We start from the raw sequence: 23,611 nt of genomic DNA, 5'->3' as shown, positions 1-23,611 counted from the left end.
CCCTTCACCTCGTGCCGTCGCTGTTTCGCCGCAAGTCCGCCGACTCCGACTCCTCCGCCACCGCCCCGGTGGTGACCGAGGAGCCACCCGCCGCGCGCCCCCGGGGCTACACCCCGAGCAAGAAGGAACTGGGCGTCGAGACCCCGAAGCGGCCGGTCGCCGGCCGCCGGCCGGCCGGCCCGACCCGACCGCTGACCAAGGAGGAGGCCCGGGAGCAGCGTCGCAAGGCGCGCACCGAGGCCGCCGCCGAGTTCCGCCGCGAGGGCGGCCCCCGGGACCGGGGGCCGGAACGGCTGCTCGCCCGCAACGTGGTCGACTCCCGGCGGACCGTCGGCACCTGGTTCTTCGGCGGCGCGTTGATCGTGCTGATCGGGTCGAACGCGGCGATGCCGCAGGTGATCCGGCTCGCCTCCAACGTGGTGTGGGGTGCGCTCGCGCTCGGCGTGGTGATCGACTCGGTGCTGATCTCCCGGCGGATCAAGAAGCTGGTGCGGGAACGCCACCCCAACAGCGGCGAGCGGATGGGGTCGCTCTACCTCTACGCGATCATGCGGTCGATCACCTTCCGCCGGATGCGCGCCCCGGCCCCCCGGGTGAACATCGGCGACCCGATCTGACAGGCGGTCAGGACGGGCGGCGCGGGTCGGGGGCCGGGCTCCGGTAGAGCCGGGCCACCACGTCCTCGATGTCCGGTTCGACGATCGAGAGGTCACGCAGCGCGGCCAACCCGGCCAGCGCGGAGACCACCTCCGCCACCCCCGCCGACTCCAACGCGTAGACCAGCCGGTGGCCGTCCGCCTCGACCCGGTGCAGCGCCGCCCCCGCCGGTCGCGGCGGGACCGCCAGCGGGGCGTCCAGGTCGGCGACGACGAGCCGGCGGGAGCCGTACCGGGCGTGCAGGGCGGCGATCGTCCCGTCGTGCACCACCCGGCCGTGGTCCACCACCACCAGCCGGGCGCAGAGCCGCTCGATGTCGGCCAGGTCGTGGGTGGTGAGCACCAGCGTGGTGTCGCCGGTGCGGCCCAGCTCGGCGAGGAACCCCCGGACGGCCTGCCGGCTCACCACGTCCAGCCCGATGGTCGGCTCGTCGAGGAAGAGCACCTGCGGGTCGTGCAGCAGCGCGGCGGTCAACTCGCCCCGCATCCGCTGCCCCAGCGAGAGCTGACGGACCGGGGTGGCCAGGAAGTCGTCCAGGTCGAGCAGGTCACGGCAGCGGCGCAGCCGGGCGGCGTGCGCGGCGGCCGGCACCCGGTAGAGGTGCCGCAACAGGTCGAACGAGTCGGCCAGCGGCAGGTCCCACCAGAGCTGGGAACGCTGGCCGAAGACCACCCCGATCCGCAGCGCCAGCCGGGTCCGGTCGGCGACCGGGCGCAGCCCGCACACCCGGGCCCGCCCCGCCGACGGGGTCAGCACCCCGGTGAGCATCTTCAGGGTGGTCGACTTGCCCGCCCCGTTCGGGCCGATGTAGCCGAGCAGCTCGCCGCGCTCCACCCGCAGGTCGATGCCGTCCACGGCGGTGACGGTCCGTTTCTCCCGCCGCAGCCGGCCCGCCTTCACCCGTACCGTGAACTCCTTGCGCAGCCCGTCCAGCTCGATGACGCTCATGACCCCGTACTCCGGTAGTGGCGGATGCCGGTGCGCCAGGCCGCCGCCGCGACCGCGACGGCGACCAGCGCCACCCCCGGCGCGGCCCAGCCGGCCCACGACGGCAGGCCCAGCGGGTCGGCGCGGCCCAGCAGCGCCAGCGCCGGCTGGTAACTGACGAAGGCGAACCCCAGGCCGTACGCGAACGCGGCCCGGAACCAGCCGTCGAAGACGGTCGCCGGGTACGTGGTGAAGTCCCGCCCGCCGTAGGTGACCGAGTTGGCCAGCTCGCCGGAGTCGACCCACCAGAACGAGACGGTGGCGGTGGCCACGAAGAGCGACCCGAAGAACACCACCCCGGCCAGCGGGGCGACCACCGCCAACGCCACCCGGGCCGGCGTCCAGTCGATCCCGGCCGAGGTCAGCGCCACCACCAGCACGCCCACCCCGAACAGGCCCCGGGACACCTTGCGCAGCGGCAGGTTCATCAGCAGCAGTTGGGGCAGCGCGCCGAGCGGGCGCAGCAGCACCGCGTCGAACAGGCCGGTCCGCACGTGGGTGGGCAGCCGCTCGATGTTGCCGACCAGCAGGTCCGCCACGGCGAAGGCGCTCGACGACAGCCCCACCATCACCAGCGTCTCGCGCAGCGTGAACCCGCCCAGCTCCCGGGTCACCCCGTAGATCACCAGGACGGTGACCACGTCGAACACGGTGGCCCCGACGTTGCCCACCAGGTCCAGCAGGAACGACGCCCGGTAGGTGGTCTGCGCGCGGGCCTGCGCCCCGAGCAACGCCCGGTACGCCCCGAACGTCCCACCCGGCCGGGCGGGACGGTCCGCCGCGGTCACCGCCGTCCGGTGCTCAACCACCCTGCACCACCAGGCGACGTTCGGCCCGCCGCTGCACCAGCCGGCAGGCGGCCAGCACCAGCACCGCCCAGCCGAGCTGGAGCGCGACCAGGCCCACCTGGACCGCCGGCGGGTCCCGCTCCACCAGCACGTCGAGCGGGGTCTGCATCAGGCTCGGGAACGGGGTGCCGAACCACAGCACCAGTTGCAGCCAGTCGGGCAGGAACCGCAGCGGGAAGTAGAGCCCGGCCAGCACCCCCGAACCGAGGGTCCACAGCAGCACCGGGCCCCGCGCGTCCTGCCACCAGTAGGCGGCGGCGTTGACCAGGAACCGGCAGCCGAAGCAGAGCACCACGGCGGTCACCACGGAAACCACGAACAGCCCGACGGTGGGCCACCGGGACGGCAGGTAGACGTCGAAGAACAACGGCCCCACCAGGACCGGCGGCAGCAGCCGGGCCAGTGCCGCGTACCCGGCCCGACCCAGGTCGGTGGCGAGGTAGCTGGTCACCGGGTGCACCGGGCGGAGCAGGTCGGCGGCCACGTCGCCGGTACGGATCCGGTCCGCCAGGTCCGTCCAGCCCCAGAGCAGCACGACGGCGAGTAGCCCCTGACCCATCCAGACGAACGTGGCGAGCCGGGGCCGGTCGTACCCGCCGACGGTCCCGGAACCGGCCGCGGCCAGCAGCACCGCGCAGTGCAGGAAGCCGAACACGGTGTTGGTCACGGCCCCGGCCAGGGCCGCCTGGCGGTACGTTGAGTAGCGACGGAAGCCGGCCCGGGATATGGCCCCGAATGTCCGGAACCATCGGGTAACGTTTGCGCTCGTGGACGGTGCCGCAGTGGCGGTGACCGAGCCCACGCCGTTACCCTCCTTCCGCAGCCCCGCCATGCCGGACGGGGGACTCTACCGGCATCCCGGGGCGCCCTGCACGACAATTTGCAACGAGGTGACACCGCCGTGAGCGAGCGACGCGAGCCGGGCATCGGGCCGCGCCGCACGCGTGGACCCGGAGCCCCCCGGTGACGGGCTGGTCCGACCGATGGGACGCCCCCGCGGAACCGTCCTGGGTGATCGAGCCGACCAGCGAGTGGCACCCGCAGTTCCCCGGCCAGCGCTATCCCGGCGACCTCGGCTCGCAGTACGCCGACCCCCGGGGACGGGTCACCGCCTCCGGCCGCGCCGAGGTGCCCCCGCTCGCCCCGACCCGCTCCGACGGCACGTACCTCGGCCGGTCCTGGTCCGACCTGGACGACGGGCCGCCCCGCCGGGACGACCCCCGCGACGAGCGGCACGGCGACCACGACCCGTACCGCCGGCTGGCCGACGAGACGTACCGGGCACCCACGGACGAGACGTACCGGGCACCCACCGACGAGGCGTACCGGCGGCCGTCGGACGAGCCGATCTGGCAACGGGAACGCCGGCAGCCCGCACCCGGGCGGCACGACGACCGACCCGACGTCGACCGGCGGACCGACCGGGTCAGTTGGTCGGACCGTCGCCGGGGCGGCGGCGAACCGGCACCGACCGGTTGGCACCGCGACCGGGCCGACACCGACCGGTACGACAGCCCGCCCCGGCAGGAGCGCAGCGCCCCCGGGATCACGCCGGTCTCCCCCGGCCGCCCGCCCGTGTCCCCCGCGCCCCGCCACGAGCCGCCCCGCGACCGCCCCGACCGGTTCACCGAACCGGACTGGCGGCGCGAACCCGACGAGGGCCCGCCCCGGCGACGCACCACCAGCGAACGCCCCACCGCCGCACCCGGTCACCGGGTCGACGACGAGCCGCACCACCGCGCCGCCGACCGGTACGACCCGTACCCGGCCGGACCGGCACGGGGCGGTGACCTGCCCACCCGGTTCCGGGAGGACGACCCGCCCCGCCGGGACACCGACCGGCGGCCCGCCGCCCACGGGCACCCGGACCGGTGGCAGCGCCCGCTCCACGACGAGCCGCCGGTCCGCCCGCGCGACGACACCCCGCCCGGCCCTCCGCCGCGCCACGACGGCCGGTCGACGACGCCGGCCATCCCCGAGGAGCGGTGGCAGCACCCGCGTGGCCACGACGAGCGCCGGCCCGCGCAGCCGTACGAACCGGCGGCCCGCCACGTGGCGTACCCCGACCTGCGTCCGCAGGACGAGCCGTACCGCGAGCCGTGGGGTCGTACCGGCACCGGGCCCCGCCCGGCACGGGAACCGGACCACGGCCGCGACGGCCGGCCGGCGTACCCCCCACGGCACCCGGCCGAGCCGCCCACCCGCCACGAGGACCGTCCGGCGGCCTGGACCGGCCCGGGGCAGCCCGGCGACCGTCGTCCCGGCGCGGCCCCGGGACGTCCCGGCGTCGGTACGCCGCCCCTCGACCCACCGTCCGGCCGCCCGGTGTCCGGGGCGCCGGTCTCCGGGCTGCCGGTGTCACCGGCCCCGGTGTCGTCGCCCCCCGGCTCGACTGCGGCGGGCCCGCCCGCGACCGGTCCGTGGGGTCCCCGCCCCGGTCCTCCCCCACCGCCGGCCGGCACCCGGCCGGGTGGCTCCGACGCGCCGGCCCCGGCGGCCGGCCGGCGGACCCCCCTGCCGCCGGACGCCCCCGCGTCCCCCGCCGAGCTGCCCACCCGCAAGCGCCACGCCGCCGGCCGGCCGCCCGTCCCCGCCCCGGACCAGCCCACCCCGGTCTCCGCGCCGCCGGCCGCCCGGTTGCACATCGAGTTCCGCCGGCCGCCGGAGAGCACGCCACCGGTCGACCGGCCCACCGGACGTCCCCCGGTCGCACCCGCCACCGGGACCGACCGGCCCACCGAGCCGGGCACCGGCGGCCGGCCCCCGGCGGCACCCGCCACCGACCGGCCGGCCCTGGAGATCACCCCCGACCGGCCCCGCCGGTACGTTCCACCGGCACCGGTGACCGGCGGCACCGACCGTCCCGGCAGCGCCACCCGGCCCCCGTCGGAAGGTTCGGCGGCCTGGTTCCGGCCCGGCCGGTCGACCCCCACCCCGGCCACCCCGACGGACCGCACCACGGCGGACGGCACCGCGCCGGACCCGGCCACGGCCGGCCGCCCGGCCGCGCCCGACGGGACGCCGACCGGTGGCGCGGAGGTACCCGTGCCCCGCTCGCCGGCACCCCCGTCGCACCCCACCGACCCGGGTCCGGTCCCATCGGGCACCACCGGCGACCCGGGCCGGTCGACCATCCCGGCCGGCGACCCCGCCGACCCCGGTGGGCGGCCCGCCGTCGCCGCCGGGGCCGAGCCGCACACCGTGGACGGCCCGGCCGACGTCGGAGCCGCAGCCGGGCCACCCCGTGCCGGGCGTTCCGTACCGGCGACCCCCGACGCCCTGCTCGACGCCCCCGATCCGTTCGGCGCGACCCTCGGCACCGCCGGGAGTGGTCCGCCCGCGACGCCGGACCCGGTCACGCCGCCGGACGTTCCGGCCGGGACGAGCCCGCAGAACCGGTCCGACACGGTGGACGCCGACGCCGGCCCGACGCAGAGGTTCACCCCGGTCGCCCCCACCGGTACCGACCCGGCCGGCGACCACGCCGTCCCGGCGGCCGTCCCCGACCGCACCGTCCCGGTCTCCCCCGCCCCCGTCACCGGCAGCACCGTCACCGACCTGCCCGGGACCGCCCGGCCCGACACCGGCCTGCCCGAGTCCGCCCTGGCCGACATCGGCCTGCCCGGCAGCGCCCTGCCCGGCGGTGCGCGGCCCGGTACCGCCACGGCCCCACCGGCCGGCACCGCCACGGCCGGGGCCGGCCCGGTCGGCACCGCGGTGGGACGCGACGACCCGGCCCGTACCGGTCCCGCCGGCACCCGGCCGACGGACCCCGGACCGGCCGGCACCACCACGGAGGACGACGGAGCGGCCCGCACCGATCCGGGCGACACCGCATCGACCGGCACCGGTCCGGCCGGCACCGGCACCGGAGACGACGAGCCGTCCCGCACCACCCCCACCCGGACCGAACCCGACGGCACCGGACCGGCCAGTGCCCTGACCGACGGCACCGGACCGGGCAGCGCCGTGACCGACGGCACCGGACCGGGCAGCACCCTGACCGACGGCACCGTGACCGACGGCACCGGGACGGGCGGTGGCGGGACGGGCGGTGGCGGTCCGGCAGCCACGGTGACTGTCGGCGAGCAGCACGGACCGCCCTCGCCGGACCGGACCGTCCCGGTGGACCCCCGCGCGACTGCGGACCGGGCGGCACCCCCGGACCGACCCACCGCCACCGCTCCGGTGGCGACCGAGGACCGGGCCGGCACCACGGACCGGCCGGCAGGCACCGACCGGACCGCCGCCCCGGACCGGGCTGAGCCCGACGACCGGGCCACCATCCCGGACCGGCCGGCAGGCACCGACCGGCCGGCGGACACGGACCCACAGACGGACACGGACCGGGCCCGCACCACGCAGCGGGGGGCCACCGGAGACCGGGTCACCGAAGACCGGGCCGCCGCTGCGGGCCCGACCGTGGGCGTCCCGGCCGCACCCGGGGACGCCGCGACGGCGGCCCGGCCGACCGATCCGGAACAGGTGCTCGCCGGCTACCGGTGGCGGTTGGACCCGGAGACCCTGCGCGAGGTGGTCGACGATCCGGCGGAGCTACGGATCGTCCGCCGTCGGTTGACCGAGAAGCTCGCCTCGGCCCTGGACAACCGGGCCCGTGCCCGGCTGCTCAGCCTGCGGGCGGTGCTGTCCCGGCTGGTCGACGACCTGGACGACGCGGTGGCCGACGGCCGGCTCGCGTTGACCTACGCGGAGGCGACAGGTGAGCTGCGGCGTACCGCACTGGCCCGGGCGCGGCTGGCCGAGGCGCTGCGGTGGAAGGGTGAGTTCGCCGAGGCCGACCGGCTGTTCACCGAGGCCAACTCGACGGAACTGCCGGACCGGCTGCGCTCGGCGCTGCACGAGCACGCCGGCCGGTCCTGCTACGACCAGGGCCGGTTGATCGAGGCGTGTGGACACTTCGAACGGGCCCTGGACCTGTACCGGGCCGAGGACGCGGAGCTGACCGACCGGATCGCGGTGTGCCTGGACGCGGTGCACGCCCGCGCGGCGGGCCGGGGCGGCTTCGGGCCGTACCCGCGTAGTCGGGACGAGGTGCGGCACGGCCGCCGGTCCCCGCGCCCCACGCACGACGGCCAGGGTCGCTGGGGGTACGCCGACACCGACGGTGAACTCGTCGTCGACTACCGGTACGTCGAGGCGCAGCCGTTCCACGAGCGGATGGCCTGGGTACGCCGCCCCGACCAGGCCGGGTGGGAGCTGATCGACGAGACCGGCGGCGTCCTGCTCGGTCCCGCGTACGCCCGGGTGCTGGCCTTCTCCGACGGCCTGGCCTGGGTGTCGCAGGGCGGCGACGCCGACTGGTCGGCGATCGAACCGGACGGGACGGTGGTGGTGCCGGCGGGCTTCGAGGAGGTCAGGCCGTTCCGGGCCGGGGTGGCGGCGGTACGCCGGGGCGGCTGGGGGGCGGTGGACCGGCACGGTCGGTTGGTCGTCCCGCCGCGCTACCACGGGATCGACACGACGCTGTCCGACGGCCGCCGTCTCGACGGGTTCACCGACGAGGGGCTGGCCGTGGTGGAGTTGGCCGGCCGGCGGGGGGTGCTCGACCGCACCGGCACCGTGCTGGTCCGGCCGGTGCACCCGGCGCTGGTGGTGCACCCGGTGGCGTTCCTGGTCGGCGACGGGATGAACCACTGGGGGGCGCTGGACCGGCGGGGTGAGCCGCTGATCCCGCCGGTCCACCCGGACTGGGACACGGTGGTATCGGAGATCGACAGGCTGCTCGCCGACACCCACCCGGTGCTCTGACGCCGGTTGCGCCGACGGGTGCCCGGCACCGGACGGGGCTAGGGTCGGAGCATGGAATTCCGACACCTTGGCCGCTCGGGCCTCATGGTCAGTGAGATCTCGTACGGCAACTGGATCACCCACGGTTCGCAGGTCGAGGAGGAGGCGGCGCTGGCGTGTGTCCGGGCCGCCCTGGACACCGGCATCACCACCTTCGACACCGCCGACGTCTATGCCGGTACGCGGGCCGAGACGGTCCTCGGCAAGGCGCTGGCCGGGGAGCGCCGGGAGGGGCTGGAGATCTTCACGAAGGTCTACTGGCCGACCGGTCCCGGCCGCAACGACCGTGGCCTGTCCCGCAAGCACATCATGGAGTCGATCGACGGCTCGCTGCGTCGGCTCCAGACCGACCACGTGGACCTCTACCAGGCCCACCGGTACGACTACAGCACGCCGCTGGAGGAGACGATGGAGGCGTTCGCCGACGTCGTGCACGCCGGCAAGGCGCACTACATCGGCGTCTCGGAGTGGAAGGCGTCGCAGCTGCGCGAGGCGCACGCCCTCGCCCGGGAGCTGCGCATCCCGCTGGTGTCCAACCAGCCGCAGTACTCGATGCTGTGGCGGGTCATCGAGGCCGAGGTGGTGCCGGCCAGCGAGGAGCTGGGCATCTCCCAGATCGTCTGGTCGCCGATGGCGCAGGGGGTGCTGTCCGGCAAGTACCTGCCGGGTCAGCCGCCGCCCGCCGGTTCCCGGGCCACCGACGAGAAGTCCGGCGCGAACTTCATCGCGCAGTGGCTCAACGACGAGGTGCTGACCCGGGTGCAGCAGCTCAAGCCGCTCGCCGAGCAGGCCGGGCTGACCATGCCGCAGCTCGCCGTCGCCTGGGTGTTGCAGAACCCCAACGTCGCCTCGGCGATCATCGGCGCGTCCCGCCCGGAGCAGGTGCACGACAACGTCAAGGCCGCCGGGGTGACCCTGGAGGCCGACCTGCTCAAGGCCATCGACGACATCGTCGCCCCGGTCACCGAGCGCGACCCGGCCAAGACGGAGAGCCCGGCCAAGCGGCCCTGACCGGCTCCGGCCGCACCCCACCCCGGGATCGTCGCGGGGTGGGGTGCGGTCAGTTCTGCCAGAACCGGATCAGGGACAGCGCGGTGCCGTAGAGCCACGGCGGCAGCCCCAGCAGGTCGCTGAGCCAGAACACGGCGCTGAAGAACCAGCCGCCGATGCGCGGGTTCCACAGCAGCGCGAACAGCAGGATGAACCCGAACGGCGCGAAGAGGTCGTACATCCGGCGGTACTGCGGGCTGAGCCACGGCTGGATCATGTTGCCGCCGTCCAGGCCGGGCACCGGCAGCAGGTTCAGCACGCTCGCGGTGAGCTGGAGGAACGCCAGCAGCGCCACCCCGGCCCAGAACTCGACCGGGCCGCCCGCGTCGATGCCCACCCGCAGCACCACCACCAGCAGCAGGGTGAACAGCACGTTGGTGGCCGGGCCGGCGAGGCTGACCAGGGTGTGCCGCAGCCGGCCCGGGATGGCGTGCCGGTCCACCCAGACCGCCCCGCCGGGCAGGCCGATGCCGCCGAGCAGCACCACCACCACCGGCAGCACGATCGACAGCAGCGGGTGGGTGTACTTCAGCGGGTTCAAGGTCAGGTAGCCCCGGTGGGCGATGTCCCGGTCGCCGGCCCGGTAGGCGACCACGGCGTGCGCGTACTCGTGCAGGCACAGCGAGACCAGCCAGCCGGAGACGACGAAGAGGAACACGTCGAACCGGACGTTGCCGACCCCGTTCCAGGTGAGCACGCCGCTGGTCACGAAGAGCGCGACCAGGGCCAGGAAGACCGGGCTGGGCCGGAACGCCGCCCGGGGCACACCGAGCACCAGCGGCTCGCCCCCCGGGCGGTCGCCCGCCATCACTCCGCCGTCGGCAGCAGGCTCATCCGGTAGTCGACCCGGTCGTCCTCGACGAGCGTGACCGCGGTGACGCCGGACGAGGCGAGCTCCCGCCAGGTCTGGCCGATCCAGGACTCGGCGTCCGCCTGGCTGCTGAACGTCTCCGCCGGCCCGTCGACCGCTGCGCCGTCCGTGCCCTCGTACCGCCAGCTCCACGCCATGCCGCGTCTCCCCTCGCCGCTCAACCGTCCCCGGGGGACGGATCCCCGCAAGCGTAGTCGGCCGGCACCGCCGCGCACCGCACGCACGCCCCCGCACCCGGGTTCCGCCCAGCGTGACGGGTCCGGGCCGGCGGGCGGGGCCGGGTCGGGCGGCCTTAAGGTACGGGCATGTCGGTTGAGGGGTGGAACACGGTCCTGGTGCTCGGCGGTATCCGTTCGGGCAAGTCGGAGTTCGCCGAGTCCCTGGTGGCCGACGCGCCCACGGTGCGCTACGTGGCGACCTCGGCCGCCGCCGACCCGGACGACACCGAGTGGGCCACCCGGCTGGCCGCCCACCGGGCCCGCCGGCCGGGGAGCTGGACCACCGAGGAGACCGCCGACGACCCGCGCCGGCTGGCCGACGTGCTCGCCTCAGCCGGCCCGAACGAGACGCTGCTCGTGGACGACCTGGGCGGTTGGGTGACCGTGCTGCTCGACCCGGCCCACCAGCCGGCCGACGACGTCGCCACCATCACCGAACTGGCCGACGCGGTACGCGCCAGCGAGGCGCGGATCGTCCTGGTCAGCCCGGAGGTGGGGCTGTCGCTGGTGCCGACCACCCCGCTGGGGCGGGCGTTCGCCGACGCGCTGGGCGCCGCCAACCGGGCCGTCGCGGACGCCTGCGACGCGGTCGCGCTGGTGGTCGCCGGCCAGCCGGCCTGGCTGAAGCCGTCCGCGCCGCTCCCGCCGGTCGACGTACCCACCCGGGCCGCCCCGGCCGACGGGACGGACGGTGCCGTCCCGGCCGCCGCCGCGACGGTCCCGGCCGACGGGCCGCTGCCGGAGGTGCTCACCCCCACCGTGCCGCCGGCCCCGCGGACCCCGGCCGGCACGACCTGGACCACGCCGACCATGGCGCTGCCGGTGGTCGCCACCGGCCTGGTCATCCAGCCCGGCATGGAACTGCCGATGCCCGACGAGTACGCCGGCCCGCAGGCGGTGCAGCGGCTCGGCACCCTGGACCTGCCGAGGGCCGGGCTGGGCGTGCTGGAACGGGTGGTCGAGTTCGCCGCCGCCACCCAGGGCACCCCCACCCCGACGCCGTGGACGGACGTCCGGGTGCTGCTGCTGCACGGCGACCACACCGGTGGCGTGGCGGCCGGGGCACCGGTCGGCGAGTCGACCCGGCTGGCCCGGCAGGCCCGCGCCGGCCGGGGGGCGCTGGCCCGGCTGGCCGCCGAGAACGGGGCCGGTCTGCAGGTGGTGGACGCCCCGCCGGCCGCGCCGATCGAGCACGGGCCGGCGCTGGACGCCGACACCGTCGAGTCGGCGCTGCGCTACGGCTGGCGGCTGGCCGAGGAGGCCGCCGAGGCGGGCGTACGGCTGCTGGTGCTGGGGGCGTGCGGCGCGGGCGCGGAGGCCGCCGCCGCGGCGGTGCTGGTCGCGACGGCCGGCGCGGAGGCCCCGACGGTGCTCGGCCGGGTGCACACCGCCGACGGCGAGATCGACGACGCGGCCTGGATGGTGCGGTGCGCGACGGTCCGCGACGCGCTGCACCGCACCCGCCGCTCCCCCCGCGACGCCAAGGACATCCTGGCCGAGCTGGGTGGCGGTGACGTGGCGGTGGCCTGCGGGGTGCTGCTCGGGGCGACCGCCCGCCGGGTGCCGGTGCTGCTCGACGGGCCGGTCGGGCTGGCCGCCGGCATGGTCGCCCGGGATCTGGCCGGCCAGGCCCGGCACTGGTGCCTGCTGGTCGACCACGGCGGTCACCCGGCGGTGCGGCTCGCCGCCGACGTGCTCGGCCTGACCCCGCTGCTGGACCTGCGGCTCGACCTGGGTGAGGGGGCGAACGCGCTGGCCGCCCTGCCGCTGCTGCGCTCGGTGCTGGCGCTGGCCGGGTCGCTGCCGGCGCACCCGCAGCACGGCGGCCCCGACGACGACGGGGACTCCGACCTGCCGGCCGACGCCGCCGCGACCGTCCCCGACGCCGAGCCGGAGACCGCCGCGCCGGTGGCCGCCGGGGACGGGGCAGGGCAGCCGGACGTCACCCCGGAGTTCGCCGAGCCGACGCCGGCCGGTCCGGGTCCGACCACCACCGCCCCCGCCGACGCCGGGCCGGAGCCCGACCCGTCCGGCCGGCGTGCCGGCTGAGTCGGGGCGCGGCGACGGGCTCCGGCTGGCGCTGACCACCCTCACCACCGTCCCGGTCCGGGCCGGGCGGATCGACCGGGCGACGGCGGGCACCGCGATGGCGCTCGCGCCCCTGGTCGGGCTGCTGCTCGGGGCGGTGCTGGGTGCGGTGCTGCTCGGCCTGGCCGCACTCGCCCCGCCCCTGGTCGCCGCCGGGGTGACCGTCGCGGCGGCGGCCCTGCTCACCCGGGGCCTGCACCTGGACGGGCTGGCCGACACCGTGGACGCGTTGGGTTCCTACCGGCGGGGCACGGCGGCGCTGGAGATCATGAAGAAGCCGGACGTCGGCCCGTTCGGCGTGGTCGCGTTGGTGGTCGTCCTGCTGTTGCAGACGGCGACGCTGGCCGAGTTGGTCGGTCGGCCCTGGCCGGCGGTGCTCGCGGCGGTGCTGGCCGGCACCGCCGCCGGCCGGCTCGGGGTGACCCTGGCCTGCCGCCGGGGGGTGCCGGCGGCCCGCCCCGACGGGCTGGGCGCGCTGGTCGCCGGGACGGTCGGGCCGGTCGCGCCGGTCGTCGGCACGGTCGCCGTCGCGCTGGTGGCGGTGCCGGCCGTGCCGGGCCGCCCGTGGCAGGGGCCGCTGGCCGTGCTGGCCGCCCTCGCCGTCGCCACCGGCCTGCTCCGCCATCTGGTACGCCGGCTCGGCGGCATCACCGGCGACGTGCTGGGGGCCGTCGTGGAGGTGGTGACCACGCTGGTCTACCTGGGCTTGGTGCTGTCCGGCTGAGGACGACGCGGCGCGCCGGGTAGCGTTTGCCCCGACAGCACCGGCACGGCCTTCCGGGGGACGACTTGCTCATCACGGACGACTTCCTGCCCGTACCGGTCCCGGAGTCGCTCAGCGCGACCTACCTGGTGCCGGTGGCGGGGTTGCCACCGGTGAGCCCGAAGACGGCGGTACGGGGTCTCGCCGGCCGCCTCGCCGACCCGGTGTACGGCCTGGCCACGCAGATGCTGGACAGCCCGCTGATGTCGGTGGACACCCGGTCGATCGACGAGTTCCCGCAGTTGCCGCCGGACCTGCTCACCGCGTTCGGCGCCACCGAGGCCCAGCTGGGCCGGCTCGCCGCCGCCAGTCACCTGGTCGTGGTGCAGGCCGAGTACCGGCCGGGCTGGCCGCCGGCGCACGAGTGGGCGGCCCGCGCGGTGGCCGCCGCGGTGGCCGAGTCCGTCGGCGGTGACGTGGTGGACGTGTTCGGGTTGCAGTTCCTCGACCCGGCGACGGCGTTGAAGTCGCTGCCCGACGCGCAGGGCCGCATCCGGCTGGTCGACTGGGTGCTCGTGCCGTACTCCTCGGACACCGAGGGGCTGTGGTTCACCACCAAGGGGCTGCGCCGCTTCGGGCTGCTGGAGTTGCAGACCCAGGGGGTGCCCGACCATCTCACCCGGGCCTGGGGGGCGGTGCTGACCGGTGCCGCCCGCCGGCTGCTGCGGGACTGGACCGACGGGCTGGCCGGCGAGGAGGTGCCGGCGTTCGTGCAGCTACCGGTGCTGGCCACGGTGACCGGGCACGACATCGCGGTGGCGTACGGCAATCCGGAGCAGCACGGCGCGACGGCCCCGGTGCTGCTGCGGCTGGAGCTGGACCCGGCGACCGACCCGGACGCCGACTCGTTCCTGAGCCTGCGCCCGCCGCCCGGTCACCCCGGGCCGGACGGCCGCTACTACGCGGCGGCCTGCGCGACCCTCTTCTCCGGCATCGAGCCGGACGTCCGGTACGCCCGTTCCGGCGACGCGATGAGCCGGGCCGTCGCCACCGCCCGTGCCGGGCTGGACGACATCCGGGCCCGGTTCCTCGCCGACGGGCTGCCGCCGGAGGCGCAGCTGGTGGTCAAGTACGGTCTGCCCGGCGACGACGGCCCCGAGTACGTGTGGGCCGGGGTCAGCTCGTGGGACGCCCCGGAGCGGATCGTCGGGGCCAGCGCCAGCGACGCCAACACCGACCCCAGCGTGCGGATCGGCTCCCCGGTCGTGGTGGCGGTCGCCGAGGTCGTCGACTGGGCGGTCCTGGACGGCACCGGCGTCATCGAGGGCGGCTGGACCCAGGCCGTCCTCGACGCCGGGGAACGCCCCCACCCCACCCACTGACCCGGCCCCTCTCCCACCCCCAGCACTCCCCTGCGCTCGCTCCCGCGCCCGGCTCGCCCTCCCCGCCCCGGTTCGCCATGGTGATCAAGAGATTCGCGTCAGAAATCCGCTGCGGGATGACGCAAACCTCTTGATCACCGACGCTGGCGGGGTGGCCGAGGCGGTGATCAAGAGGAAAAAGCCAACCGGTGGGGGCGGGGTGACGCAAACCTCTTGATCACCGGGGCGAACCGGAGCCGGGGTGAACCGGGGCCGGGGGGTGAACCGGGCGGGGTCAGCGGACGGAGGGGGTGACGAAGGGGGGTCGGGTGACCCGCATCTGGGCGCGGCGGCCCCGGATGTCGACCTCGACGAGGTCACCGTCGACGAGTTTCGGGGTGGTGTCCAGCAGGGCGAGGGCGATGCCCTGCTTGCGGGTGGGGCTGAAGGTGCCGCTGGTGACCGTGCCGACCGGGGCGTCACCGGCGTACACGGTCATCCCGGCGCGCGGGATGGCCCGGTTGACGGCCTCCAGGCCGCGCAGCGTACGGCGGGGGCCGGCGGCCTTCTCGGCGCGCAGCGCGTCGCGGCCCCAGAAGGCCGGCTTGTCCCAGCCCACGGCCCAGCCGGAGCGCCCCTGCACGGGGGTGATGTCCAGGGAGAGGTCCTGCCCGTGCAGCGGGTAGCCCATCTCGGTGCGCAGGGTGTCCCGGGCGCCCAGCCCGCAGGCCCGCAGCTCGACCTGCTCCCCGGCGGCGAACAGCGCGTCCCAGACGGCGACGGCGTCGTCGGCCGGCACCACCAGCTCGTAGCCCAGCTCGCCGGTGTAGCCGGTGCGGCAGACGGTCAGCTCGGCCCCGGCCAGCGTCGCCGGGGAGAAGCTCATGTAGTCGTGTCCGGTGGGCAGGCCCAGCGCGTCGAGCAGCTCGGCCGAGCGGGGGCCCTGCACGGCCAGCACGGCGTACCGCTCGTGCTCGTCGGTGACCTCGACGTCGGCCGGCGCGGCGGCGCGCAGCCGGCGGACCACCTCGGCGGTGTTCGCCGCGTTGGGGATGAGGAAGACGTGGTCGTCGGCGTACCGGTAGGCGATGATGTCGTCGACCACGCCGCCGGTGGCGTCGTCGCAGCACAGCGTGTACTGCGCCCGGCCCGCGCCGATCCGGTCCAGGTCGTTGGTCAGGCAGGAGTTGACGAACCGGGCCGCGCCGGGGCCGGTGACCCGCGCCTTGCCCAGGTGCGAGACGTCGAAGACGCCGACCGCCGTACGGACCGCCGCGTGTTCCCTGAGCACACCGCCACCGGCGTACTCCAGGGGCATCTCCCATCCCCCGAAGGGGGCGAACTTGGCACCGAGCGCGGTGTGTCGCGCGTGCAGCGGGGAACGGCGCAGCCGGGTCGCGGCGGCGTCGGAGGTCACGTCCGTCATGGGTGGCAACTTACCGCCGGGTGTCCCGCTGGTTAGCATCGGCGGGACCCGTCGGCACTTCGGCGGGACGCACCCGCGCTCCGGCGGGTAGGTTGCCGCCGGAGACCATCACCGCCGGTACGCGACGCAGCGGCCGGCCCGGCCCGCCCGGAGTAGCTTCAGTGACATCGTCCAGCACCACCCTCAGCCTGGTCGACACCGACCCCGCCGAACTCGCGGTCGACGCGATCGTGATCGGCGTGCACAGCCAGACCACCGGCCCGGACGCCACGAGCGGTCCGGCCGGCACCCTGCTGCTCGCCGACGGCGCGGAGAGCATCGCCGCCGCCTTCGACGGCAAGCTGACCGCGACGCTGGCCCTGCTCGGCGCGACCGGCGGCCCCGGTGAGGTGATCAAGCTGGCCACGCTGGGCACGGTCACCGCCCCGCTGGTCGTGGCGGTCGGGTTGGGTCCGGAGCCGACCGGTGCCGCCCCCGCCCCGGAGACCCTGCGCCGGGCCGCCGGCGCGGCGGTCCGGGCGCTGGCCGGGGCGCCCCGGGTGGCGCTGAGCCTGCCGCTGCCCGACGACGCCGACGCCCCGGCCGCGCTGCGCGCGGTCGCCGAGGGGGCGCTGCTCGGCGGCTACCGGTTCGCCGGGTACAAGACCAAGCCGCAGCCGTCCCGGCGGGAGCCGGTGGCCGAGGTGCTGATCGCCGTGCCGGATGCCGCCGACGCGACCGCGCGGGCCGAGGTCGACCGGGCCACCGCCGTGGCCGGCGCGGTGCGCACCAGCCGCGACTGGGTCAACACCGCGCCGAACGAGCTGCGCCCGCCGGCCTTCGCCGAGGCCGTCGCCACCGCCGCCCGGGCCGCCGGGCTCGACGTCGAGGTGCTCGACGAGGAGCAGCTACGGGCCGGCGGGTACGGCGGCATCACCGCCGTCGGGCAGGGCTCGGATGCCCCGCCGCGGCTGGTCAAGCTGACCTGGACCCCGCGGGGCGGGACGAACGGCAAGCGGGTGGCGCTGGTCGGCAAGGGCATCACGTTCGACACCGGCGGCATCTCGATCAAGCCGGCCCAGGGCATGTGGGAGATGAAGTCCGACATGGCCGGCGCGGCGGCGGTCGGCGCGGCGATGCTGGCGATCGCGGCGCTCAAGCCGGCCGTGACGGTGACCGGTTACCTGCCGATGGCGGAGAACATGCCGTCGGGCACCAGCTACCGGCCGGGTGACGTGGTCACCATGTTCAACGGCAAGCGGGTCGAGGTGCTCAACACCGACGCCGAGGGCCGGATGATCCTCGGCGACGCGATGGCCCGCGCCTGCGCCGACGGCACCGACTACCTGTTCGAGACGTCCACCCTCACCGGCGGGCAGGTGATCGCGCTGGGCAAGCGGATCTCCGGCGTGATGGGCACCCCGGAGCTGTGCGAGCGGGTGAAGGTGGCAGGTGACACAGTCGGCGAGCCGGCCTGGCCGATGCCGCTGCCGGACGACGTCCGCAAGGGCATGGACTCGGACGTCGCGGACATCTCGCAGGTCAACGCGGGCATGGACCGGGCCGGCCACATGCTCCAGGGCGGGGTGTTCCTGCGCGAGTTCGTCACCGACGACGTGGCCTGGGCGCACATCGACATCGCCGGTCCCGGCTACCACTCGGGTGAGCCGACCGGCTACTGGACCAAGGGTGGCACCGGCGTGCCGGTGCGTACCCTGGTGCAGCTGGTCGAGGACGTCGCCGCCAACGGCTGACGATCCGCGACACGACGACGGGACGCCTCCGGGCGTCCCGTCCGCGTTTCCCGGGTCGTCGGCCGGGTGGCCGTCAGTACCGCTCGGGGCGGCGCTTGCGGCGTTCGTTGTAGTCGCGCATCCGCTGTGGGTAGCCCATCAGCCGGACGTCGTAGATCGGGATGCCCAGGGCGTGCGCGAAGCGGCGGGCGGCGTCCGGGCCGTCGATGCGCCGCCGGGTCCACTCGCCGTCGTCGGCGATCATGATGACGGTGGTGTCGGTCATCGTGGTCCGGGGTTCGACGTACGCCTCGACCCCCCGGCGGGTGCGGGCGAAGTTGGCCAGGTGATCCAGGTCGGCCCGGTCGGCCGGCCGGTCACGGTTGGCCGGGGTCGGCGGTTTGCGTCGCCGGAACAGCGCCACCGGTGCCACTCCTCTCCCCCGTCCGTCGTCGGGAACGGTGCCAAGAGTACGTGTCGGGGACGTGTCGTTGGGCACCTCGGTACGCGCTCCGGACGGGCAAGTGACAAGATGACCGAGGTGGGGTCTGCCCGTGACGCCCCACCGTGACCCCCCGATGCAGCGAAGCGACCAGGGAGTTGGACGTGAGCGAGCCGAACGACGCAACCTTCGACATCGTCATTCTCGGAGGTGGCAGCGGCGGCTACGCGGCGGCGCTGCGTGCCGCCCAGCTTGATCTCTCCGTCGCGCTGGTCGAGAAGGGCAAGCTCGGCGGCACCTGCCTGCACAACGGCTGCATCCCGACCAAGGCGCTGCTGCACGCGGCGGAGATCGCCGACCAGACCCGGGAGTCCGCGCAGTTCGGGGTCAAGGCCGAGCTGGTCGGCATCGACATGGCCGGGGTCAACTCGTACAAGGACGGGGTGATCTCCCGCCTCTACAAGGGCCTGCAGGGGCTGGTCGGCGGCAACAAGAACATCACCTTCGTGGCGGGCGCCGGCAAGCTGGTCGGCCGGAACGTCGTCGAGGTGGACGGCAAGCGCTACACCGGCCGCAACGTGATCCTGGCCTCCGGCTCGTACGCGAAGAGCCTGCCCGGCCTGGAGGTCGACGGCGAGCGGATCATCACCAGTGACCACGCGCTGACCCTGGACCGGGTGCCGGCGTCGGTGATCGTGCTGGGTGGCGGCGTGATCGGCGTCGAGTTCGCCAGCGTGTGGAAGTCCTTCGGGGTGGACGTGACCATCGTCGAGGCGCTGCCCCGGCTGGTGGCCGCCGAGGACGAGGAGTCGTCGAAGGCGCTGGAGCGGGCGTTCCGCAAGCGGAAGATCAACTTCAAGGTCGGCAAGCCGTTCGAGAAGGTCGAGAAGACCGAGAACGGCGTCAAGCTGACCATCGCCGGCGGCGAGACCGTCGAGGCCGAGCTGCTGCTGGTCGCCGTCGGCCGGGGCCCGAACACCGCCGACCTCGGTTACGAGGAGCAGGGCGTCAAGCTCGACCGGGGGTACGTGCTGACCGACGAGCGGCTGCGCACCGGCGTGCCGAACGTCTACGCGGTCGGCGACATCGTGCCCGGCCTCCAGCTCGCCCACCGGGGCTTCGCCCAGGGCATCTTCGTCGCCGAGGAGATCGCCGGCCTGAACCCGGCCGTGATCGACGAGGCAGGCATCCCGCGCGTCACCTACTCCGACCCGGAGCTCGCGTCGGTGGGCCTGACCGAGGCGAAGGCCAAGGAGCAGTACGGCGACAAGGTCAAGGTCTACAACTACAACCTCGGCGGCAACGGCAAGAGCCAGATCCTCAAGACCGCCGGTTTCGTGAAGCTGGTCCGGGTCGAGGACGGCCCGGTGGTCGGTGTCCACATGGTCGGTGCCCGGGTCGGTGAGCTGATCGGCGAGGCGCAGCTCATCTACAACTGGGAGGCCTACCCGGCGGAGGTGGCGCAGCTCGTGCACGCCCACCCGACCCAGAACGAGGCACTGGGCGAGGCGCACCTGGCCCTGGCCGGCAAGCCGCTGCACGCGCACGCCTGACCCACACTCATTCCGCGACGCCGGCGGCAAGCGGGCGAGGATCGCACCAGGCCACGAAGGAGTTTCAGAACATGCCGGTATCGGTCACCATGCCTCGGCTCGGCGAGAGCGTCACCGAGGGCACCGTCACCCGCTGGCTCAAGCAGGAGGGCGAGACCGTCGAGGTCGACGAGCCGCTGCTGGAGGTCTCCACCGACAAGGTCGACACCGAGATCCCCTCCCCCGCCGCGGGGGTGCTGAGCCGGATCGTGGTCGGCGAGGACGAGACCGCCGAGGTGGGCAGCGAGCTGGCCGTCATCTCGGGTGAGGGCGAGTCGGCCGGCGGGGACGCCGCGCAGGCCGACGGGCAGGAGCAGGCCGCGCCGGCCCCCGAGCCGACGGCCGCCGCCGAGGGCACCGGCCCGGAGCCGGAGCAGGAGAAGCCGGCCCGGGAGCAGCCGGCGGCGCAGGCCGCCCCGGCGTCGTCGGGTGAGGGCACCCCGGTGAAGATGCCGGCCCTGGGCGAGAGCGTCACCGAGGGTACGGTCACCCGCTGGCTCAAGCAGGTGGGCGAGACCGTCGAGGTCGACGAGCCGCTGCTGGAGGTCTCCACCGACAAGGTCGACACCGAGATCCCGTCGCCCGTCGCGGGCACCGTCCTGGAGATCAAGGTTCCCGAGGACGAGACCGCCGCCGTCGGCGCGGACCTGGCGATCATCGGTGCCGCGGGCGCGGCCCCGGCCGAGGCGGAGCCGGAGCCGGAGCCGAAGGCGGAGGCCCCGAAGGCGGAGCAGCCCAAGGCCGAGGCGAAGCCGGAGCCGGAGGTCAGCGAGCCGACCCCGGGCGCGGGCTACAGCGAGCCGGCCGCCGAGACCGAGTCGGCGGCCCAGCCGGTGCAGGCCGAGCGGGCCGCCCAGCCGGCCGCCCCGGCGGCACCGGCCGCGCCCGCCCAGGGTGGCGGCGACGCCCCCGGTTACGTGACCCCGCTGGTGCGCAAGCTGGCCGGCGAGCACGGTGTCGACCTGGCCTCGGTCAACGGCACCGGCGTGGGGGGCCGGATCCGCAAGCAGGACGTGCTGGAGGCGGCGGAGAAGGCGAAGGCGGCCAAGGCGGCTCCGACCCCCGCCGCGCAGCCGGCCGCCGCGGCGACCCCGGCCGCACCGGCGGCGAAGCCGCAGCCGAGCGGCAAGCGGGGCACCACCGAGAAGCTGACCCGCATCCGCAAGGCCATCGCCAACCGCCTGCAGGAGTCGCTGCACGAGATGGCGCAGCTCACCACGGTGATCGAGGTGGACGTCACCCGGATCGCCAAGCTGCGGGCGCAGGCGAAGGACTCGTTCCAGCAGCGGCACGGCGTGAAGCTGTCGTTCCTGCCGTTCTTCGCGCTGGCCGCCATCGAGGCCCTGCAGACGTACCCGATCGTGAACGCCCGGATGGATCTCGACGCGGGCACCATCACCTACCCCGACGCCGAGAACCTCGGCATCGCGGTGGACACCGAGCGGGGCCTGCTGACGCCGGTCATCCACAACGCCGGTGACCTCAACCTGGGCGGCATCGCCAAGCGCGTCGCCGACCTGGCCGAGCGCACCCGGACCAACAAGATCAGCCCGGACGAGATCGCCGGGGCGACCTTCACGCTGACCAACACCGGCAGCCGGGGCGCGCTGTTCGACACCCCGATCGTGCCGTCGCCCCAGTCGGCGATGCTCGGCACGGGTGCCGTGGTGAAGCGTCCGGTCGTGGTCAACGACCCGGACCTGGGCGAGGTCGTCGCGGTCCGGTCGATGGTCTACCTGGCCCTGTCCTACGACCACCGGCTGATCGACGGCGCCGACGCGGCCCGGTTCCTGGTCGCGGTGAAGGAGCGGCTGGAGGGCGGCAACTTCGAGGCCGAGCTGGGCCTGTAACACCCCGCCTGCGCGAGGGCGCCCCGGTCGGTCGACCGGGGCGCCCTTCGTCGTCACGGGGTCGCCGGGCACGCCGGCACGGCACGTCCCGGCGGGTCAGCCGCGCAGGGTCTGCTCGGAGACCGTCCAGAGCCGCTCGGCGGCGGCCGGGTCGAGGGCGTACGCGGCGACGCCGGTGCGGGTGCCGGGCTGGTGCGGGGCGGCCTGCTGGCAGTCCTCGAAGTACCGGCCGCCGATCCCGTCGAGCAGCGGCGAGGTGGCGACCAGCACCGAGGTGGCGGCACCCTGCTCGACGGTCTTCCAGGTGGCCGCGCCGCCCCCGCTGGCGGCCCGCATCCGCTCCAGTTCCTCGGCGCTGACGTACCGCTGGAGGTTGGTCGGGATCGCGCCGGGCATCAGCGCGTTGCTGACGATGCCGTCGTCGGCCCAGCGCCGGGTCGCCTCGACGGCGAACAGCACGTTCGCGGTCTTCGACTGCCCGTACGCCTCCCACGGGTCGTACGGGCGCTGCCGGAAGTGGATGTCGTCGAAGACCACCGGGGAGCGCAGGTGCGCCGCGGAGCTGACCGCGACGATGCGGGCCCCCTCGGCGGCGGCGAGGGCGCGGTGCAGCCCGGTGGCGAGGGCGAAGTGCCCGAGGTGGTTGGTGGCGAACTGCAGCTCCCAGCCCTCGGGGGTACGCCGTTCGGGCGAGGCCATGATGCCGGCGTTGTTCACCAGCACGTGCAGCGGCCCGTCCCAGGCGGCCACGAAGGCGGCCACCGACGCCTGGTCGGCGAGGTCGAGCGGGGCGACCAGCAGCCGGTCGTTGCCGGTGCTGTCGATGATGTCCCTCGCGGCACGTCGACCGGCGTCGAGGTCGCGTACGGCCAGGGTGACGTCCGCTCCGGCGGCGGCGAGGGCGCGGGCGGTCTCCACGCCGATGCCGGAGGCGCCGCCGGTGACCACGGCGCGGCGGCCGGTGAGATCGATGTCGCGGACCACCTCCAGGGCGGTGGTGCGGGCGTCGAAGGGGGTGTGGACCGGGGTGTCGGTGGTCATGATCCGTCCTTGTCGGTGCGGCGTGGGCCGGGTGGCCCGGCCGGTACGATGAGAAGTGGAGGGCCCTCCGTTACGACTTCCGAGACTAACCGGAGGTTCCTCCGTTTGCCAACCGGTCGCCGCGCCGGGCCGGTCCGGGTGGCCGTCGTCACCCCCCGACCGGCCCGCCGGGGACCACCGACACGCACCCGTGCGGTGACGCCACCGCACCGGACACCAGGAGGCGACGTGCCGCCCACCAGCCCAGGAGGCGACGTGCCGCCCACCGGCCCGGACGGCGATGCCCCGCAGACCGGCCCGGACCGCGACGCGCGGCCGACCCGCCCGGACCACGACCCGGGGCCGACCGGCCCGAGCGGCGGCGCACCGCCGGCCAACCCCCGGCCGCTGCGCGCCGACGCGCTGCGCAACCGTCAGCGGCTGCTCGACACCGCCGTCCGGGCGTTCTCCCGGCAGGGGCCGGAGGTGACCCTGGAGTCGATCGCCCGGGACGCCGGGGTCGGCATCGGCACCCTCTACCGGCACTTTCCCACCCGGGAGGCGCTGGTGGAGGCCGCCTACCGCAGCGAGCTGGCCAAGCTCTGCGCCGCCGCCGACGACCTGCTGGCCCGGCTGCCGCCCGCCGAGGCCACCCGGGCCTGGATGGACCGCTTCGTCGACTACCTCGCCACCAAACAGGGCATGGCCGACGCCCTGCGCCTGGTGATCGCCGCCGGCACCAACCCGTACGCGCAGAGCCGTGACCTGCTGGTCGCCGCGCTGACCCGGCTGCTGGCGGCCGGTGTCGCCGCCGGCACGATCCGCCCGGACGTCGACCCGGGTGACGTGCTGGCCGGGCTGGGCGGGATGTCGCTGGCGGCGCAGGGGCCGGAGCAACGGGACCTCGCCGGCCGCCTGCTCGACCTGCTCATGGCCGGGCTGAGCCGGCACTGACGACGGGGGAGCGGCTACCGGATT

Annotated in this window: 18 protein-coding genes; 10 read left to right on the top strand and 8 right to left on the bottom strand. The window is 75.4% G+C overall.

Annotated elements, in window-relative coordinates; all coding sequences use genetic code 11:
• Positions 1–11 precede the first annotated feature (11 nt).
• Complete coding sequence (locus tag B5D80_RS15875; protein WP_245854632.1) at positions 12–617, top strand: DUF3043 domain-containing protein; 606 nt, start codon at positions 12–14, stop codon at positions 615–617.
• 7 nt (positions 618–624) lie between these two features.
• Here B5D80_RS15875 and B5D80_RS15870 read toward each other — a convergent pair whose 3' ends face one another.
• The 3 genes from B5D80_RS15870 to B5D80_RS15860 are packed head-to-tail and all read right to left on the bottom strand — an operon-like array spanning position 625 to position 3,294.
• A complete protein-coding gene (locus B5D80_RS15870) occupies positions 625–1,605 on the bottom strand; it encodes an ABC transporter ATP-binding protein (protein ID WP_088644653.1) in 981 nt (326 codons plus the stop codon).
• Positions 1,602–2,453 (bottom strand): ABC transporter permease, encoded by an 852-nt coding sequence (locus B5D80_RS15865; RefSeq protein ID WP_425437212.1) that lies wholly within the window; start codon positions 2,451–2,453, stop codon positions 1,602–1,604. Before B5D80_RS15865 ends, B5D80_RS15870 begins: the two co-directional genes overlap by 4 nt.
• Positions 2,446–3,294: an ABC transporter permease gene (locus B5D80_RS15860; protein WP_088644652.1), complete on the bottom strand. Its 849-nt coding sequence runs from the start codon at positions 3,292–3,294 to the stop codon at positions 2,446–2,448. The genes B5D80_RS15865 and B5D80_RS15860 overlap by 8 nt, the downstream gene beginning before the upstream one ends.
• 161 nt (positions 3,295–3,455) lie before the next feature.
• Here B5D80_RS15860 and B5D80_RS34345 point away from each other — a divergent pair, with 161 nt between their 5' ends.
• Both B5D80_RS34345 and B5D80_RS15850 read left to right on the top strand, forming a co-directional pair.
• Complete coding sequence (locus B5D80_RS34345; RefSeq protein WP_245854625.1) at positions 3,456–8,261, top strand: WG repeat-containing protein; 4,806 nt, start codon at positions 3,456–3,458, stop codon at positions 8,259–8,261.
• 51 nt (positions 8,262–8,312) lie between these two features.
• A complete protein-coding gene (locus B5D80_RS15850; RefSeq protein ID WP_088644651.1) occupies positions 8,313–9,311 on the top strand; it encodes an aldo/keto reductase family protein in 999 nt (332 codons plus the stop codon).
• Between the two features lie 49 nt (positions 9,312–9,360).
• On the opposite strand, the gene B5D80_RS15845 is transcribed toward B5D80_RS15850, so the two are convergent.
• Positions 9,361–10,158, bottom strand: a complete 798-nt coding sequence (locus B5D80_RS15845) for a site-2 protease family protein (protein WP_088644707.1) — start codon at positions 10,156–10,158, stop codon at positions 9,361–9,363.
• Entirely contained in the window at positions 10,158–10,358 is a 201-nt protein-coding gene (locus B5D80_RS15840) for a hypothetical protein (protein WP_088644650.1), read from the bottom strand. The genes B5D80_RS15845 and B5D80_RS15840 overlap by 1 nt, the downstream gene beginning before the upstream one ends.
• Positions 10,359–10,526: 168 nt before the next feature.
• Here B5D80_RS15840 and B5D80_RS15835 point away from each other — a divergent pair, with 168 nt between their 5' ends.
• The 3 genes from B5D80_RS15835 to B5D80_RS15825 all read left to right on the top strand — a co-directional run bounded on the left by B5D80_RS15835 (position 10,527) and on the right by B5D80_RS15825 (position 14,612).
• Entirely contained in the window at positions 10,527–12,488 is a 1,962-nt protein-coding gene (locus B5D80_RS15835) for a bifunctional adenosylcobinamide kinase/adenosylcobinamide-phosphate guanylyltransferase (protein WP_088644649.1), read from the top strand.
• The gene (gene cobS / locus B5D80_RS15830) at positions 12,478–13,251 is read left to right on the top strand and encodes an adenosylcobinamide-GDP ribazoletransferase (RefSeq protein ID WP_088644648.1); all 774 of its coding nucleotides are present in this window, start codon (positions 12,478–12,480) and stop codon (positions 13,249–13,251) included. The genes B5D80_RS15835 and cobS overlap by 11 nt, the downstream gene beginning before the upstream one ends.
• A 65-nt stretch (positions 13,252–13,316) precedes the next feature.
• Positions 13,317–14,612, top strand: a complete 1,296-nt coding sequence (locus B5D80_RS15825; RefSeq protein WP_088644647.1) for a DUF2314 domain-containing protein — start codon at positions 13,317–13,319, stop codon at positions 14,610–14,612.
• A 274-nt stretch (positions 14,613–14,886) separates the two neighbouring features.
• Here B5D80_RS15825 and gcvT read toward each other — a convergent pair whose 3' ends face one another.
• Positions 14,887–16,017 (bottom strand): glycine cleavage system aminomethyltransferase GcvT, encoded by a 1,131-nt coding sequence (gcvT, locus tag B5D80_RS15820; RefSeq protein ID WP_088644646.1) that lies wholly within the window; start codon positions 16,015–16,017, stop codon positions 14,887–14,889.
• A 161-nt stretch (positions 16,018–16,178) separates the two neighbouring features.
• Between gcvT and B5D80_RS15815 the strand changes: the two genes are divergently transcribed.
• Positions 16,179–17,750, top strand: coding sequence for a leucyl aminopeptidase (locus B5D80_RS15815; protein WP_088644645.1), 1,572 nt, complete (start codon positions 16,179–16,181; stop codon positions 17,748–17,750).
• Positions 17,751–17,823: 73 nt separating this feature from the next.
• On the opposite strand, the gene B5D80_RS15810 is transcribed toward B5D80_RS15815, so the two are convergent.
• Entirely contained in the window at positions 17,824–18,153 is a 330-nt protein-coding gene (locus B5D80_RS15810) for a hypothetical protein (RefSeq protein WP_088644706.1), read from the bottom strand.
• A 143-nt stretch (positions 18,154–18,296) separates the two neighbouring features.
• Here B5D80_RS15810 and lpdA point away from each other — a divergent pair, with 143 nt between their 5' ends.
• Both lpdA and sucB read left to right on the top strand, forming a co-directional pair.
• On the top strand, positions 18,297–19,724 hold the full coding sequence (lpdA, locus tag B5D80_RS15805) for a dihydrolipoyl dehydrogenase (RefSeq protein WP_211291521.1): 1,428 nt from the start codon (positions 18,297–18,299) through the stop codon (positions 19,722–19,724).
• A gap of 71 nt (positions 19,725–19,795) precedes the next feature.
• Positions 19,796–21,613 (top strand): 2-oxoglutarate dehydrogenase, E2 component, dihydrolipoamide succinyltransferase, encoded by a 1,818-nt coding sequence (sucB, locus tag B5D80_RS15800; protein ID WP_088644643.1) that lies wholly within the window; start codon positions 19,796–19,798, stop codon positions 21,611–21,613.
• Between the two features lie 96 nt (positions 21,614–21,709).
• Here sucB and B5D80_RS15795 read toward each other — a convergent pair whose 3' ends face one another.
• Positions 21,710–22,654 carry an SDR family NAD(P)-dependent oxidoreductase gene (locus tag B5D80_RS15795; protein ID WP_088644642.1) on the bottom strand — a complete coding sequence of 315 codons (945 nt, stop codon included), beginning with the start codon at positions 22,652–22,654 and terminating at the stop codon, positions 21,710–21,712.
• A 228-nt stretch (positions 22,655–22,882) separates the two neighbouring features.
• Between B5D80_RS15795 and B5D80_RS33910 the strand changes: the two genes are divergently transcribed.
• Entirely contained in the window at positions 22,883–23,587 is a 705-nt protein-coding gene (locus B5D80_RS33910) for a TetR/AcrR family transcriptional regulator (protein WP_245854623.1), read from the top strand.
• The last annotated feature ends 24 nt before the right edge of the window (positions 23,588–23,611 follow it).

It is taken from the genome of Micromonospora wenchangensis (assembly GCF_002210435.1).
Taxonomy (GTDB): Bacteria; Actinomycetota; Actinomycetes; order Mycobacteriales; family Micromonosporaceae; genus Micromonospora; species Micromonospora wenchangensis.
Note: the sequence above shows the minus strand (reverse complement) of the source record. Positions and strands in the feature narration are given on the sequence as shown.